Below are 16337 nucleotides of genomic sequence, written 5' to 3'. Positions count from 1 at the left end.
CAGGAACAAGTCGCCGAGCGCGAACAGTGTGAACATATGTGCTTGGCTCTTGGCTACCCTTGTAGGCGGCCGACAGGCGGGTGCGCAGGGTGCGCAGGGTGCGCAGGCGTTCCGGTCGGAAACGGCCATCGGTGATCGTGCTGGGTTCCCAGAACAGGCGGAACTCGATGAACTCTAGGCGCTGCTCGACACCCCAGCGAAGTTCCGACCGGTCGCTCTCCAAAATCACCTCCGGGCCAGATCGGTGGACCCGCAAACTATGCGGGCCCATTTTCTGTGCTCTCGATGACGCTAACTGACGGGAGGAAAGCGGGCAATCGAAATTGCGCGTAAAGTGCTTGTTTTCGAACGGGGTTCTATCTGCAGATGTGGATGGAGGTTATGGGTTCGGCCGGAGGGGCGGAATGGTGCGTGGTGGCGAACTGCAGGCTATTCGGCGCACGTAACTTCCCTGCGCAGGTCAGAAATAGTCGCCGCGCAGGGCTTGGCTGACGATGCCAGCGCCGTTTTCAGCGCCCAGCCTTTATCTCCTCCAAATCTCGCAGTTCTTGCTGTTCGAACGCCAGCACATCTTCGACGCGATAAATCACCCGCCCGCCGAGCTTCATGAAGCGCGGCCCATCGCCGATCCACCGCCACCGCTCAAGTGTCCTTGGGCTAATTCTCCATCGAGCAGCCAGCTCGATTTGACTGAGGCACATTTCTCGCATTTTCGTTTCCTTTCGAGCGACCACCGTGGTCGCACGACAACGAATGCGTAGAAAGAAAACCTATTCAAGTCAGTGCGTTGCGGGGCTCTTCGCGTTGCGGACTACGTCCCTCGGACATTGGGCGCAGCAGCGAATTGCCCGGTGAACCGGCGTCAAATTGCGAAATGTTCCCTAGAAATCCGTAGGACACGTTAGCCTGCCGGAGCTTCCTCAGGGGTCACAGGAGACGGTCCGGTTGGAAGCGCACTTCCTCCGCCACAATCCCAAGTGACCTGCCCTGATCAGACGCCGAGATGTCCGACTGTCCGCGCATCCAAGCGCCGGAGATGCCCTGACGCATGCCCATGACGTCCGGGCTTCGAATTGCGCGGCACCGTGCAGCGATTGCGAGGACGCGCGAAATCCTTCCCTTTTGGGGAAAGTCCGGGCAACACTTTGGATATGACGCAGCACAGCCCCTTTCTAAGAAGGATCGCCGCCCGGCTGACCGGCCAGTTCCTGGCCCTGGTCGCGCGGTTCATCACGGCGGTGCGCGCGGATTGGCGCGGGATCGAACCCGTCGACAAGCAGCGCGTCTATTACGCCAACCACGTGTCCAACGCGGATATGCCAATGATCTGGACCGTGCTGCCAAGCCATATGCGCAGGAAGACGCGCCCCGTGGCGGCGGCGGATTACTGGCTGAAGACCCGGCTGCGCGCCTTCGTCGGGCCCGAGGTCTTCAACTGCGTTCTTGTCGATCGCCGTCCCGAGGCGCGGACCGAGGACCCGATGCTGGCCATCCGCGCGGCGCTTGACGAGGGGGCGAGCCTGATCATCTTCCCCGAAGGCAACCGCAACATGACCGACGACCCGTTGCTGCCCTTCCGGGCCGGGCTCTACAATATCGGACTGTCGCATCCCGAGGTCGACCTGGTGCCCACCTGGGTCGCCAACCTGACCGAGATCATGCCCAAGGGCGAAGTGATCCCCCTGCCCCTGATCTGCACGGTCACCTTCGGGGCGCCGGTTCATGTAGAAGAAGACGAAAGCAAGGATGCCTTCCTGGCCCGCGCGGCCGAGGCCCTGGTCGCCCTCGCCCCGCCCCCGCATCACAGGGGATCTTGATGGGAACGAATACCAATATCCTGCTGCTCTTCTTCGGCGTCTTCGCGATCCTCGTGGTGCTGACGGCCATGGGCGAGGCACTGCGCAGCAGGGTGCCGCACGGCAAGACCAATCATGACGTGGAGTCCTTCCTGATCCGGGTGCATTCGTGGTGGGTGATGGTCATCCTCTTCACCATCACGGCGCTTCTGGGCCCCGTGGCGCTGATGCTGCTCTTCCTTTTTGCAAGTTTCGCCGCGCTCCGGGAATTCCTGACCTTCACCTACAAGAACAAGGCCGATCACCTTTCACTGGCGCTCGGCTTCTTCCTGATCCTGCCGCTGCAATACCTGTTCGTGGGGCTTGGCTGGACCGGGCTCTTTACCGTCTTCATCCCGGTCTATGCCTTCCTGCTGCTGCCGATCATCAGCGCGCTCAGGGGCAGTCCCGACCGCTTCCTGACCCGCGTGGCCGAAACGCAATGGGGGCTGATGATCTGCGTCTACTGCATCAGCCACGTGCCCGCGCTGCTCAATGCGCAGACAAACGGGGACAGCGGACAGACCGTTCTGCTGATCGTGTTCTTCGTCATGGTGGTGCAGATCGGCGACCTGGCCGACTATTTCGCAGGGCGCCGCTTCGGCCATCGCAGGATAGCGCCCGGGCTTTCGCCCAAGACGCTGGAAGGCATGGCCACCGGCATCGCTGCCTCTGCCCTGGCCGGGGTGCTGCTGACCTGGATCACGCCCTTTGGCGCGGCAGAGTCGGCGGCACTGGCGGCGCTTGCTTCGCTCAGCGGCATGATGGGCGGGCTCGTCTTTGCCGCGATCAAGCGCGACCGGGGGGTAAAGGACTGGTCCCATCTCATCCCCGGTCATGGCGGGCTGCTGGACCGACTGGACAGCGTGATCTTCGCCGCCCCCGTCTTCTATCACGTGCAACTGTTGCTATCGGCCTGATGCGCCGCCCGTTGCGGGCGGCCTGCCCTGCGGATACACCGGGGTCATGCTTGCCTTCGCCCTCGCCGTGTTCCTGCTGATCATCACTCCCGGCCCGGGCGTGCTGTCGACGGCTGGCGTGGGCGCGGGCTTTGGCTACCGGGCGGGCACGCAGTACGTGATCGGGCTCTTCCTCGGCACCAACCTCGTCGCACTGGCCGTGGTCAGCGGGCTGGCGGCGCTGATCCTGGCCGATCCGCGCATCCGGCTGCTGCTCTTCGTGGTCTCCTTCGGCTACCTCGCCTACCTGGCCTTTCGCATCGCCTTCGCGGGCGCGCGCCTGGCCTTTATCGAGAAGGCCCGCCCGCCCGGCATCGGGGGCGGCATCCTGCTTCAGATCGTCAATCCCAAGGCCTATGCGGTCAACACCGCCTTCTTCACCGGATTTGCCTTCCTGCCCGCCAATTACATGGCCGAGATCGGGATCAAGTTCCTGATCATGAACGCGATCTGGGTGCCCATTCATTTCCTGTGGCTCTGGGCCGGCGTTCTGCTGCACCGGCTGGAGATGTCCGAGCGGGCGCATCGGATCATCAATATCGGCATGGCCTCGGCAATGATGGGCGTCGTCCTGCTGGCGATCTACTTCCAGCTCTGAGGCTCTGCCCCGCTTCCCTGACATGCGCGGACACGCGCCAGCTCGACTCTGTTCGCTTGCCGGAGATTGAGAAATTCCCTGCGGAACCCGATACTGAATCTACAGGGAATCATCTATTTTTCAATGTCTTATGGTGGATTAAAATGCTCGAAAAGATAAAGGCGACATCGAATTTGCGTCTCGCTTGTCTAATGGTCGCGGCGCTCTGCGTTTTGTCGGCCTGCGGTGGCGGCGGCACGATCACGGGCAGCGGCGCGAATGGGGAGCTTATGGTTGGCGATATCTTCACCCATGCCGGACAGACGTTTACCGTCACGGCAATATCGGCGGATCGCTCCACGATTACGGTCAGCACAAGGTCGAGCGGCTTTGCCCTGCCCTCGGCGATCGACCTTCAGATCGTCCTGCTGCGCGGCGGGGACGGTCTCTACCGCTATTCCACCAATTCACTCACCATCACCTATGATCCGTCCACCGGGGCGATCACCTGGTCCGTCCTCCAGGGCAGCTCGGAGACGACCATCGTGAACGAGATCCTGTCGGCCAGCGGCTCTCCGATCATCACCGGCAACGGGGCCACCGCCGATTACAACCAGGGCGCGCCATCCAATGCCGATGTCCCTGCCCTGCTGGCAGGCAGGGCAGCAGACCTGACGACTTTCGCGACCGACAATGCCGTTGGCCACAGCATCGACCTGTCCTACGGCAACATCAATGTGCGGGGGCTGGCACAGGCCCATGCGGCAGGATGGACCGGGCTTGGCGCGGAGGTGAATATCATCGACGAGTTCGGCCCCAACGCGCAGGGCTTCGACAACGGAAGCTTCACGCATGGGTTCATTAGCTACTACAGTTCCTGGGCGGTTGCGCCCGAGGCAACCTATGCATGGACCGAGCATTCCACGTTCAACTACGCGGGCAGCAATGCCTTCCCGACGATTGACGTGGTGAACTGGTCATTCGGTCAGGCCGGCGATTTCTCCGATGACGCGACATATGAGGACTCGATCGATTTCGTTCGGGCTTTCGCGGCCTATTACTACGAGGGGATCGGTGACCAGAACCCCAATGCCGTGCTGGTCTATGCCGCGGGCAACGAGGGGGCCGTGACCTATTCCGGAGGGGGCGCGGCCGGATGTGAGACCACCGGCTCCGGTGCATCGCTCAGATATACCGCTGCCAGTTGCAGCCCGGTGCTCGGGGCGCTCGATCCCAATTCCTACAGCTACCTGGACCGGTCGATCTGGGTCGGCTCCTATGACAGCGCGGCCGATGACCTTGAATGGTATTCCTTTTCCGCGGGATCAGAGGCCATGAACTATTTCATGGTGGCCGACGGACATTCGGTGATCGACGGCGCGCAAGGCACGTCCTTTGCCGCCCCGCGTGTGGCCGGTGTCGTGGCGCTGACGGTGCAGAAATTCCCGAACCTGACCGCCCAGGAACGCACGCGGCTTATCCTGCAGACGGGCTACGACCTTGGGGCACCGGGCGTCGACCCGGTCTATGGCCATGGCCTTGTCGATGCCAATGCCGCGCTCAACCCGATCGGGCTGCTCGAATGACCATAACGCGCAGTGGCGCATGGCCCAGCCCTCTTCCCGCTGGAGGCTAAGCCATGGACTGGCCAGTTTTCCTGCTTCTTGGGCTGAGCTTCAACAACGCGCCGGAACACGACTACAGCTATAGCTACACGGCCTCCTACGGGGTGCGCGCCGAGACCTCGGGCACGGCATTCTACCAACCCGTTCGCCGGGTGGTTGAGACCGAGTTCGGGCTACTCTTCGGCGATCACACCTCTGTCGTCATCGGATATACCAGCGCCTTCGAAGCCCCGAAGCTGACGCGCGCAGCGTCGCTCTCGCTCAGCGTGGACCACCGCATCGCACTTGACGACGGCTGGAGCGTGACCCTCTCCCTCTCCGGCCATTACGAAGGCCCCATCACGCATCGCCCCTGCACCGACGCGATCGGCCGCCAGTTCCACTGCTATCACGGCGTGACACCGAGCAGCCCACTCTACAGCTATGACTTCAACACGACCGCCGCTGCCCTGTCACAGCGGGACATCGGGATAGACCGGGTGGGCGTATTCTTCGAATACGTTTTCTAGTGTTGAAGGCACCGTTTCCACAGAACGGGCGCAAAGGGATCAGGAAATTACTTGAAGATGAAGCGCCCCGTGAACCACGACGCCACCTTTGAATAAATATAAGCAAGCCATCTGTTGAAAAAATCTTTCCGCATTGGTGGTTCACTTTCAATTTCCAAATCCAACCAAGGAACTAATAAAATAGACACATCAGAAAGCCCAAGCGACAACCGAGTTGATCGAAGTCCCTATGCATGAACATATTCTGAGAATATCGCCACATGCAGAAAGATTCTTGAAGTCTTATGAAAGATCACGCCATGCCGTCGCTCAGGTTCTTCGTTCTTGCGGTTTTCCTTAGCATTTTTGCCCCCTTCAGGATGGCACTGGCGTTTACGGTTCCAGACCAGACGAGCGCAAATGTTTCCTTCACAATCAATGGGGTAACACTAACCTGGACTGCCACATCCGATAATGTCGATGCATTCAACGGCGTAATTGCCCAGGAGCTTTACAATTCAGGGCGGCTGGTTGTTTCTTTCGATACTCCAGTCAACATCGAGCAGATTCACTACCTAATGGACGGGGGCAGCAATTTCGCCGTTGCGGCCTATGATCCGGTTGGAAGCTTTATCAGCGGGCATTCAAACTGGACGACATCCAACACCTGGACCAATCTCAGCCCCGGACGTGACCTGTCGTCATTTGTCAACGTCTCCAGGCTGGAATTCTACAATTACGATGGCGACCAGTTAACCAATCGGGTCAATATAGACAGTATCACCTTCTCCGTGACGTCCCCGCCTGACCCGGTAATTACAGGCGCAACATTCGATGCCGCGACGGGGGCCCTGGTTGTGACCGGCGCGGACCTCGTCTCGAACGCGGGCGCCTTGAATGATATCGATGTTTCAATGCTGTCGATTTCCGGTGCGAACTCGACGTCCCACACACTGACTTCGGGTGATGTCGAGATCACGTCAGCCACGTCCTTCACCGTGCTCTTGAACGCGGCAGATCGGGACGCCCTGCTAGGCATCCTGAACAAGAACGGCCTGTCGTCGGATGATGGCACGACCTATAACCTTGCTGCTGCAGGCAACTGGATACCCGGTTCCGCCAACGCGGGTTTTTTAGCAGACCTGACGGGCAACGGCATCACGGTCAGCAACGTGTCCAGCCCAACCATCAGCAGCGCGGTGTTCGATCTTGCGACCGGCGTGCTGACCGTGACAGGCATGAATATTCCGTCCAACACGGGTGCCGCGAACGACATCGATGTCTCTGCCCTGACATTCACCGGCGAGGGCGGGGCCAGCTACACGCTGACCTCTGCGACGGATGTGGAAATCACCTCCTCCACGGGCTTCTCGGTCACGCTGTCCGGTGCCGATCTGACCGCCGTTGCGGCGCTTCTGAATGCCAATGGCGGCACGTCTCGCGATGGAACGACCTACAATCTCGCTGCCGCGGACAACTGGGCCACGGGGGCGGCTGCGTCTGTTGATATTTCCGACACGAGCGGGAACGGGATTGCCGTGTCCAACTGGACTGCCTCCGTGTCCTCTGCCCCGACCAACCTGGTTGCGACGGCGGGGGATGCTCAGGTCTCGATTGCCTTCACCGCGCCTGCGAACGACGGCGGCGCTTCGATCACCGATTACGAATACCAGATCGACGGCGGCTCCTGGGTCTCGGCCGGAACGACCAGCAGCCCTGTAGTCATCACTGGCCTGACCAATGGCACGACCTATGCCATCAAGCTTCGGGCGGTGAATAGTGCCGGCAACGGCACCGAGTCCGTTGCGGTCAATGTGACACCTGCATCCTCTGCCACCCCCGCCACCGACTTCGCCGCGAATGAAACGGTGATCCGGCAGATGGTTCAGGCCGATGCGATGCGGTCGCTGAACACGCTGCTCGCCATGAACCAGAACATGATGAGAGATGCACGTGGGCGCCTCGTCAGCAGCCAGCAGGGACAGGCTTCCCGCGACATTCCCTTCGACATCGACGGCAGCTTCATCGCCACGCGGGACGGGATCAGCACCCAAGGCAGCTTCTTCCAGCAATCGGGTGATGCCGAGACCGGCACGCGGCGTCTCATCTTCGGGGACTTCCTGGTTCAGCGCGACGAGGAGAGCGGCTCCACCACCGCCACGCTGGACGCGCGGGTTGCCTGGGAACGCATGGTCGATGATGCCACGATGCTGGGCTACTTCATCGGGGCCGAGCTGGCGCGTTCCAACCTTGAAGGCAGCTTTGCCGGGGATCAGGACCGCTATGGCATGACTGTTGGCGCCTATGCCGTCCATGCGCTGAGCGAGAGCCTCTTCCTGGATGGCTATGCCACGCTCGGGGCCGGTCAGAACGACCTTCAGGCCAGCAACGGGGTTCTTGCCCTGGAAAGCGACTACAGCACCTGGACGGTGTCTGTGGGAGGCGCAGTGACCGGCGTCATCTCGCGGCCGGGATATGACTTCCTGCCCGAACTGGCGTTCAGCTATGGCCGCACCCAGATCGGCCAGGTGGGCTTCACCGGCACCGCCTACGGGGTCGTGGACAACACGCTCAGCCTCGATGCCGGGGATGTCTCCATCGCCAGCCTGACCTTCCGCCCCGAGATCCAGGTCTCGATGGACGGGGGGCCGGTTGCCCGGGCCGAGACCGTCTTCAGCTTCTCGCCACGCCTGATCTGCGAAGAGCTGCGTATGGCGACCTCCGACAGCACCTGCGGCACCGGCCTGGAGCTGGGCCTGTCCAGCGCCTACAACGACGGACTGGGTTCGCTGGACATGCGCCTGATGCGCGACTGGGTCGGCGATGCGACCAGGACAAGCTTCCGGCTCCGGTTCGAACACAGGTTCTGAGGGGCACCCCGGCACCCTTCACCATTCATCATGCCATGACACGTGAATCGGGGGGCCCGGAGGCCTCCCGTTTCCACTGAAGACCCGAGGCATCCCCGTCCCGACGCCTTCGCTGAATGTCCCGCCACCGCGCACGCCCCTTTTCGCGCTGACTGACAGGAGCAACCCGCAGCGGTCTGCCCGCCCCCGGGAAAGACTGCGCGTTCATAACGGGGAGGAAATGGCGCACCCGACAGGATTCGAACCTGTGGCCTCTGCCTTCGGAGGGCAGCGCTCTATCCAGCTGAGCTACGGGTGCCGCGTGGGGCGCGTATAGGACATCCCGACCTGCGCCGCAATTGCAAATCGCGCGGGTTTTGCCCTTGCCTCTGCGCTTTGGCCGGGCACTATGACCCGATCCAAACGAGGACCATGCCCATGACCCGCCCGACGCCGCTCTGGCTGCTTCTGACGCTTCAAACCGCCGTTTCAGCGGCCTCGCTGGTGGTGGAAATTGTGGCAGGCAGGATGCTGGCACCGCATGTGGGCATGTCGCTATATACCTGGACCTCGATCATCGCCGTGGTGCTGGCCGGGTTTTCCGCCGGGCACTGGTGGGGCGGGCGGCTGGCCGAGCGTCCTGTGGACCGGGCCCTGGCCTGGACGGGCGGTGCGTTGCTGGCCGCGGCGCTGACCACGGCCGGGGCGGTGAACCTCCTGCGTCTCTTGGCGACGCCGCGTCTGGACAGCGTGGGACATCCGGTCTGGGGCATCACTGCCATCACCATGGCGGTCTTCTTCCTGCCCTCCTTCTTCGCCGGTGTCCCCGCCCCGGTGCTCGCCCATGTGTCGGTCAGCCAGGCCGCGCCCGACAGGCAGGGCCGCGCGCTTGGCGCCATGTTTGCCGCGGGCGCCATCGGGGCCATCGCGGGCACGCGTCTGGCGGGCTGTCTCTTCCTCTCCTGGCTCGGGACGGCGGCAACCCTTGCCGTGGTCACGATCACCTACGTGATCGGCGGGCTGCTCCTGTTCTGGCTCGCGCGCTCCCGCGCACTGATCCTGGCCGGGGGCGCCGCGCTTGCCGCCCTGGTCCTGGCCGGAGTGGCGCTGGCCACGCCCAACCCCTGCACCGTGGAAAGCCGTTACTTCTGCATCCGGACTGTGGACATGTCCGCCGATCCCGCCAGCCCCGTGCATCTCATGGTCATCGACCATCTCGGCCACGGGATGAGCGCACGCGACGTCCCCACGGTCATGTTCACCGAACATGCAGCGATGCTCGACGAACTGGCCCGCCGCCGGGCCCCGCGCGCGGACTTCACCAGCTTCTTCATCGGGGGTGGCAGCTATTCCATCCCGCGCGCCTTCACCGAACACGGCACCGGCCCGATGGTGGTGGCCGAGATCGATCCCGCCGTCACCGCGCTTGCCGAACAGGACTTCTGGTTCGATCCCGCAACCGTCACCATCCTGCACGAAGACGCGCGGCGCGCCCTGCTGACCCGCCCCGACCAGCTCTACGACGTCATCATCGGCGATGCCTTTACAGATGTGGTCGTGCCCGTTCACCTCGTCACGCGCGAATTCTTCGAACTGGCCCGCGCCCGGCTGACCGGGGATGGCACCTTCCTGATGAACGTGATCGACTACGAGGACCGGTTGCAGGCGCTCGGCTCCATCGTGCTGACCCTGCAAGAGGTCTTCCCAAGCGTGGAAGTCTGGACCCAGGCGGTCCAGCCCGAGCCAGGCAGCCGCATGGTTTTCGTCATCGCGGCCGGCAACGCGCCCTCGGAATTCGACGGGTTCTCTGCCCCGATGCCCTTCCGCATGGAATTCGGCGCCCTGGGCGAGCGCTTCGTCACCCGGATCGCGGAAACACGCGGCATCATCCTGACCGACGACTACGCCCCGATCGACCGCCTCATCGGCCGGCCCGACTGACCGCACAACCCTTCATTGTTCCCAAAATATCCCGGGGGCGTCGCCGCCAGGCGACGGGGGCAGCGCCCCCAATCGTTTTCCGCAGCGGAAAACGACCCGCGATCCGCGTCGGATCGCGCGGGTCGGCGCCGAAGGCGTCGACCCTTACCTGGCCTCATGCAAAGAGCTCGTGGCAAAGCTCCAGCGCCTCGACAAGCGCATCGACCTCGGCCTCGGTATTGTACATCCCGAAACTCGCCCGGCAGGTGGCCGTCACGCCAAGATGCTCCATCAGGGGCTGTGCGCAGTGATGGCCCGCCCGCACCGCAACGCCTTTCTTGTCCAGCACGGTCGAGATGTCATGGGCATGGGCCGCCCCCTCCAGCGTGAAGCTGAAGATCGCGCCCTTGCTGGCCGATTTTCCCTGCACATTGAGCCAGTTCAGCCCATCGAGCCGCTGGCGCGCATAGGCGCAGAGCCGCTTTTCATGGGCGGCGATGGCGTCCATCCCCACCCCCATCATGTAGTCGAGCGCGACCCCCAGCCCGATCTGCTGCACGATGCCCGGCGTGCCCGCCTCGAATTTCATCGGCGGATCGTTATAGGTGATCATCTCGCGCGTGACATCGCGGATCATGTCGCCGCCGCCCATGAAGGGGCGCATCTCGTTCATGCGCGCGCGCCGGATATGGATCGCGCCGGACCCGGAGGGACCATAAAGCTTATGCCCGGTTATGGCGTAGAAGTCGGCACCGATCTCCTCCACGTTGACCGGCATGTGCACGGTCGCCTGGCTGCCATCGACCAGCACCGGCACGCCCTTGGCCTTGGCCCCCGCCACGATGCTCTTCACATCGACGACCGTGCCCAGGACGTTGGACATATGGGTCACGGCCACCAGCTTGGTGCGCGGGGTGATCGCGGCCAGCACCGCCTCCGGGTCGAGGTCGCCATTGGCGTCCACATCGACCCAGACCAGCTTAATCCCCTGGCGTTCGCGCAGGAAATGCCAGGGCACGATATTGGCGTGGTGCTCGGCCACCGACAGGACGATCTCGTCGCCCGCCTCCATGCGCGGCATGGCCCAGGAATAGGCCACCAGGTTGATGCCTTCCGTGGTGCCCGAGGTAAAGACGATCTCGTCTTCATCCTTTGCCCCCAGGAACCGCGCAACGGTGCCGCGCACGGCCTCGTATTTCTCGGTCGCCAGGTTCGACAGGAAATGCAGCCCCCGGTGCACGTTGGCATACTCCTCTGCATAGCCGCGCGTCACCGCATCGATCACCACCTGCGGCTTCTGGGCCGAGGCACCATTGTCGAGATAGACCAGAGGCTTGCCGTTCACCTGCCGCGACAGGATCGGGAAGTCGGTGCGGATTTTTTCGACGTCATACATCTTCGGATGCTCCTCAGACGAACCTCAGCCCCATGGCCGAAAACAGGATGGACAGCAGGATGGCCAGCCCCATGAGGGAAAAGAGGATCCCCACGAAGACAAGCCCGGGCGAGGTGAAGCCGTGCAATTCGGTCACGAAATTCACCATCAGCCAGAAGAACAGCGCCAGCGCCAGCATGGTGATGATGTCGCTCAGCGGCGGCAGCACCAGCAGCACCAGGATCTGCACCACGCTCAGCACCAGCAGGATGAACTGGGCCCAGATCACCAGGGTCAGCGCCTGGTCGAACGTGCCCTTGCCGCCGAACAACTGACCGATCCTATGGGCCCCAAAGGCAATCATCAGCCCGACCATGCCTTCGAAAGCGGTAAAGCTCATCACCGCATCCGTGGGCGCATCGATGCCTTCAGGCAGCGGCATGAGCAGGAAGAAGACGAGCTTGCTCATCGCCGAAAGCACCAGTTGCAGCAGGTAGAACTGCAGCAGGATGCCCCGCGGCAGGTTCAGCCCCATCATGAACCGGGCCCCGCCGCGCGGGTCCGACACGGACTGGCGCGCCAGTTTCAGAAGCGCCGGAAGCTCAAGCAGGAATTTCATGCGCTATCCTGTGGCACGCGGGCCTCGGCCTCGACAAGGCCGGAAATCCAGATCCAGAAGAAGCCCGCCGCGATGGCGTAGTTGACCACGCTGACCAGCTCGACCGACTGGCTGACGCTGCCCATGCCGCGCAGCAGGAACAGCGGCGAGATTGCCAGCACGGCCCAGAAGAGCGCCAGCCGCGCATCGACCCCCTGCCCCTGCCCGCCCAGAAGGCGCGCCACCAGGTGGCTGAGCCCACCCAGAAGGTAGAGGATCAGCGGCCAGACGAAGAGCCAGCTGAACAGCGCGATGGCCAGGCGCGCATCCATCGGCGCGGGTCCGTCTTCGCCTTGCGCCGCCTGCGACAGTTCCGTGGGTGCAAGCCCGACACCGATCAGGTCCGGCACCTGGCTGATGAAAATGATCAGAAGCCCCACCATCAGGTAGATGAAGCCCCGCGCCTCGGGACGATCGCCGCCCCTGTTGGCGGCGATGAGGCCCCGGACAACCTGCCGGGGCCTGATATAGCTGCGCAAGATCTGCGTGGTGACGGCCATCGGCGCGCTTACCCCCTGTGGCGGTCGAGCCAGCCTTCGAGCCGCGCGAGGATGTCTTCACGCAACTCTTCTGCCTCGATCTCGTCGATCGCTTCCGCCAGGAAGGCCAGGACCAGAAGGTCGGTCGCGGCCCCTGCCGGCACCCCGCGCGAGCGCAGGTAGAACAGCGCCTCTTCGTCGATCGCACCGGTGGTCGAGCCGTGGCTGCACTGCACGTCATCGGCATAGATCTCCAGCTCGGGCTTGGCCTGAAAGCTGGAATCCTCGTCGAGCAGCAGCGACTGCGACAACTGGTAACCATCGGTTTTCTGCGCGTCCGGCTTCACCAGGATCTTGCCCTGGAACACGCCTTCGGCCCCGTTGCGCAGCACCTTCTTGAACACCTGCCGGCTTTCGCAATCGACCGCGTCATGGGTCACGAAGACGGTATCGTCATGATGAAACGCCCCCGTGGCCCCGTCGCCAAGGGCCGCGCCCGCGATATGGGCCACCGCGTTGTCGCCGGTGATCTCAACCACCTGTTCGTTGCGGGTCAGGATGCCGTTCACGGTCAGGGTGAAGGACTTGTAGGTCGCTTCTGCCCCGAGGCGAGAGAACATATGCGTCGATGCGCGGCGTTCGTGGTCGCGCCCTTGCGCGCGCACATGGTGGAAGCTGCCGCCATCGGCGACGTCGACCTCCATGCATTTCGAGAAGCGCGCCGCCGCCGGTCCGTTTTCAAGAACGGTGACCTCGGCCCCTTCGTCAACCTTCACAAGGTGATGCAGGATCGCGTCGGAAGTCTCTGATTTGTGAAGATAAATCAGGCTGATCGGCTTGGCGGCCCGGCCCGTTGCCCGGATCACCACGCCATCGGTCGCAAAAGCGGTGTTGAGCGCGGCCAGCGGGCGTTCAACAGGCGACTGCCCGCGGGTTTCCAGCACGCCGTAAAGGTCGCGCGCCCAGTGGATGTCGCGCGACAGCGCGTCCGAGAGGCGTTCGATCTCGACCCCGTCCATCGCCAGGTCGTCGGAGGCCTCGGCATCGAAGACGCCGTCGACGAAGACGATCCGGAGCCGGTCCACATCCGAAAAGGGCATCGCCTCATCGGTCACGAACAGGCCCGCGCGCGGTGCCTCGGGCTGGTTCAGCGTGGTGGGGTCGGAGTATTTCCAATACTCGTCGCGCGTGCGGGGAAGTCCCATCGCGGTAAGACGCGCCAGCGCCTCGGACCGCGCCTCGTTGGCCCAGCCCGCGCCCTCGGGCGCGCGCAGTCCCGCGATGCGGGCGGCCAGCGGGTCTTGCTTGACTGCCGGGTTCGCCATTACGCGACCTCCGCCAGGATGTCGGCATAACCGTTCTGCTCGACCTCCAGCGCCAGTTCCGGACCGCCGGTCTTGATGATGCGGCCATCGGCCATGATGTGCACCACGTCGGGTTTGATGTGGTCGAGAAGGCGCTGGTAATGGGTGATGACAAGGAAGCCACGACCAGCATCGCGCAGCGCGTTGACGCCCTCGGCCACCAGTTTCATCGCGTCCACGTCGAGACCGGAATCGGTTTCGTCGAGAATGCACATCGAAGGTTCCAGCATCGCCATCTGGAGGATCTCGTTGCGCTTCTTCTCGCCGCCCGAGAAGCCCACATTGACCGGGCGCTTGAGCATGTCGGCGTCGATCTTGAGCGTCTTGGCCTTCTCGCGCACCACCTTGAGGAACTCGGCCGCCGACATCTCTTCTTCGCCGCGTGCCTTGCGCTGCGCGTTCACGGCGGTCCGCGGGAAGGTCATGTTGCCGACACCGGGGATTTCCACCGGGTATTGGAAGGCGAGGAAGAGACCGGCTGCCGCGCGTTCCTCGGGCTCCATCTCCAGCAGGTCTTCGCCTTTCAGCAGGGCCTCGCCATCGGTCACCTCATAGCCGTCGCGGCCCGACAGCACATAGGACAGGGTCGACTTGCCCGACCCGTTCGGTCCCATGATGGCATGCACCTTGCCCGCTTCCACGGTCAGGTTGACGCCCTTCAGGATTTGCTTGTCCTCTTCTTCGAGGGACACGTGCAGGTTCTTGATTTCAAGCATGAAAACCTCTTTCGCATGCGCTGCAACCCCGCCCGCGCAGATCGCGTGGCAGGGTCGTGTTAAGGGAAAGGCGCGGGCTTAGAAGACCGCGATAGTCGTGGGATCGGTGATCCGGATGACCTGGTGCACCCAGGCCTCGGAAAACAGGAACTCGAAGGGCGCGGGAACCGCGTGCACCACCATGTGCATGGTAAAGACCGCGAGGATCATGCCGAAGGTCTTGGCCCCCACATGCTCGGCCCGCCGGAAATTGAACAGCTGCTGCAACACAAAGCCCGCCAGGTAGGCCAGCACGATATCGGTGGCCAGGGTCGAGCGCCCGATCTCGCCCGTGCCGGGCAGCATGCCCGTCAGGTGAAACCGCGCGTAGCGCGCGGCGAAGACCACAAGGATGCCCATCCCGAAGGCCGCCACGAGCGACAGGGCGTAGAGCCACCGCTCGCGCCGCTCGGCGCGCTTGCACGGGCCCGAGGGCCGCGTGGCCTGTTGCGCCCTGATCCGCGCCACGCGCGCGGCAAAGGCCGGATCCACAATATGCGACTCGTTCATGCTCATGATGCGAGTCTGGCGCGCAAATGTGGCGTATTTCAGGACGAAGGAGCAGCATCAACCCTGCCCCCCGCCCTGGTTCTTGGCCTGCTGGTGATGACGGAACCGGGCGATATAGGCCGCCGGCAGGTCCGCCGGGGCCGCGCCGCGTGCAATCAGCTGGTCGATGCAGTGCAGCGCCAGGTCCGGGCTGTCGAAGACGGTATCGGCGGCCAGCGCCAGGAACATCAGCTGATCGTCGCTGAACGTGGCCGCGTAATCGGCGTCGCGGATATAGACCGCATCCCCGTCCAGCAGCTGGCTGGTCAGTTTCGGGCGCACCACCTGGTCCTCGTGGGCATGGGGCATCATCACCGATTTGGTGAACAGGAACTTGTGCAGCTTGAAGCCCTGCGCGCGCAGTTCCGCGTCGAGATCGCCGAAGAGCGGCTCTCCGGCATAGACCCGGTGAAAGCGCACCTCCGTTACCACCGCGACCGCCTGCGACAGCTTCGCAAGCCCCCCGCGCAGCACCTCCAGCTCGCCGCCCTGAAGATCCATCTTCAGCACGTCGATCTGCGGAAGCTCGGCCAGCGTGTCGAGCGTCACCGTGGTCAGCGGCACCGGCTCGATCCGGTCCGAGAGCCATTTTTCCTTGCCGATCGCGCGCACCGCCACCGGGTCGAGCGGGAAGAGCGAGGTAAACCCCGCCGTCGGATGCACGTAAAGCGTCCGCTCGCCCGGCAGGCCCACGGCCTTGCAGAAATAGGTCTCGTTCGGGCGTGGCTCGGCCACCAGTTTCGCGAATTGCGCCTCGTTGGGTTCGAACCCGTAGACATGACCGACGCCGTCATCCAGCAGCCCCTGGTAGGGCGGCACCGACAGGGGGCTGGCCCCCACGTCGCAGATGCGCATGGGCCGCGAGGGCGCAAGCGCCCCCGTCAGGACCGCGCGGCGTTTATCA

Annotated in this window: 15 protein-coding genes, 1 tRNA gene and 1 pseudogene; 7 read left to right on the top strand and 10 right to left on the bottom strand. The window is 63.4% G+C overall.

The genetic code is table 11. From position 1 onward, the window contains the following. Positions 1 to 223, bottom strand: a pseudogene (locus ACEQXV_RS10505) (hypothetical protein); the annotation flags it as partial. Positions 224 to 509: 286 nt separating this feature from the next. Further along, a complete protein-coding gene (locus tag ACEQXV_RS10500; protein ID WP_370255435.1) occupies positions 510 to 701 on the bottom strand; it encodes a helix-turn-helix transcriptional regulator in 192 nt (63 codons plus the stop codon). 450 nt (positions 702 to 1151) lie between these two features. On the opposite strand from ACEQXV_RS10500, the gene ACEQXV_RS10495 reads away from it, so the two are divergent. From ACEQXV_RS10495 to ACEQXV_RS10470, 6 genes are all read left to right on the top strand, one after another. Then, entirely contained in the window at positions 1152 to 1817 is a 666-nt protein-coding gene (locus tag ACEQXV_RS10495; protein WP_370269070.1) for a lysophospholipid acyltransferase family protein, read from the top strand. Beyond that, positions 1817 to 2755 carry a phosphatidate cytidylyltransferase gene (locus ACEQXV_RS10490; protein ID WP_370269069.1) on the top strand — a complete coding sequence of 313 codons (939 nt, stop codon included), beginning with the start codon at positions 1817 to 1819 and terminating at the stop codon, positions 2753 to 2755. Before ACEQXV_RS10495 ends, ACEQXV_RS10490 begins: the two co-directional genes overlap by 1 nt. 46 nt (positions 2756 to 2801) lie before the next feature. After that, on the top strand, positions 2802 to 3392 hold the full coding sequence (locus ACEQXV_RS10485) for a LysE family translocator (protein ID WP_370255395.1): 591 nt from the start codon (positions 2802 to 2804) through the stop codon (positions 3390 to 3392). Positions 3393 to 3565: 173 nt separating this feature from the next. Then, positions 3566 to 4957: a S8 family serine peptidase gene (locus ACEQXV_RS10480; RefSeq protein WP_370269068.1), complete on the top strand. Its 1392-nt coding sequence runs from the start codon at positions 3566 to 3568 to the stop codon at positions 4955 to 4957. Between the two features lie 53 nt (positions 4958 to 5010). Continuing rightward, a complete protein-coding gene (locus ACEQXV_RS10475; protein WP_370255392.1) occupies positions 5011 to 5505 on the top strand; it encodes a hypothetical protein in 495 nt (164 codons plus the stop codon). A gap of 557 nt (positions 5506 to 6062) precedes the next feature. After that, positions 6063 to 8354 (top strand): fibronectin type III domain-containing protein, encoded by a 2292-nt coding sequence (locus ACEQXV_RS10470; protein ID WP_370269066.1) that lies wholly within the window; start codon positions 6063 to 6065, stop codon positions 8352 to 8354. A gap of 221 nt (positions 8355 to 8575) precedes the next feature. Here the strand turns inward: ACEQXV_RS10470 and ACEQXV_RS10465 are convergent. Next, positions 8576 to 8652 (bottom strand) — tRNA-Arg (locus ACEQXV_RS10465). 119 nt (positions 8653 to 8771) lie between these two features. On the opposite strand from ACEQXV_RS10465, the gene ACEQXV_RS10460 reads away from it, so the two are divergent. Then, positions 8772 to 10274: a fused MFS/spermidine synthase gene (locus tag ACEQXV_RS10460; RefSeq protein ID WP_370269065.1), complete on the top strand. Its 1503-nt coding sequence runs from the start codon at positions 8772 to 8774 to the stop codon at positions 10272 to 10274. A 154-nt stretch (positions 10275 to 10428) separates the two neighbouring features. Here ACEQXV_RS10460 and ACEQXV_RS10455 read toward each other — a convergent pair whose 3' ends face one another. The 7 genes from ACEQXV_RS10455 to ACEQXV_RS10425 all read right to left on the bottom strand — a co-directional run. Further along, positions 10429 to 11649 carry a cysteine desulfurase gene (locus ACEQXV_RS10455; RefSeq protein ID WP_370269064.1) on the bottom strand — a complete coding sequence of 407 codons (1221 nt, stop codon included), beginning with the start codon at positions 11647 to 11649 and terminating at the stop codon, positions 10429 to 10431. Positions 11650 to 11662: 13 nt separating this feature from the next. Further along, positions 11663 to 12247 carry a YIP1 family protein gene (locus tag ACEQXV_RS10450; protein ID WP_370269063.1) on the bottom strand — a complete coding sequence of 195 codons (585 nt, stop codon included), beginning with the start codon at positions 12245 to 12247 and terminating at the stop codon, positions 11663 to 11665. Beyond that, on the bottom strand, positions 12244 to 12786 hold the full coding sequence (locus ACEQXV_RS10445; RefSeq protein ID WP_370252688.1) for a hypothetical protein: 543 nt from the start codon (positions 12784 to 12786) through the stop codon (positions 12244 to 12246). The genes ACEQXV_RS10450 and ACEQXV_RS10445 overlap by 4 nt, the downstream gene beginning before the upstream one ends. 8 nt (positions 12787 to 12794) lie before the next feature. Next, complete coding sequence (sufD, locus tag ACEQXV_RS10440) at positions 12795 to 14090, bottom strand: Fe-S cluster assembly protein SufD (RefSeq protein ID WP_370269061.1); 1296 nt, start codon at positions 14088 to 14090, stop codon at positions 12795 to 12797. Next, positions 14090 to 14845 (bottom strand): Fe-S cluster assembly ATPase SufC, encoded by a 756-nt coding sequence (sufC, locus tag ACEQXV_RS10435; protein WP_370269060.1) that lies wholly within the window; start codon positions 14843 to 14845, stop codon positions 14090 to 14092. Before sufC ends, sufD begins: the two co-directional genes overlap by 1 nt. A gap of 78 nt (positions 14846 to 14923) precedes the next feature. Then, complete coding sequence (locus tag ACEQXV_RS10430; protein WP_370252684.1) at positions 14924 to 15400, bottom strand: hypothetical protein; 477 nt, start codon at positions 15398 to 15400, stop codon at positions 14924 to 14926. Positions 15401 to 15451: 51 nt separating this feature from the next. Continuing rightward, on the bottom strand, positions 15452 to 16337 hold an 886-nt coding region (locus ACEQXV_RS10425), incomplete at its 5' end, for an FkbM family methyltransferase (RefSeq protein ID WP_370269059.1).

This window comes from Nioella sp. (assembly GCF_964229645.1).
GTDB lineage: Bacteria > Pseudomonadota > Alphaproteobacteria > Rhodobacterales > Rhodobacteraceae > Nioella.
Note: the sequence above shows the minus strand (reverse complement) of the source record. Positions and strands in the feature narration are given on the sequence as shown.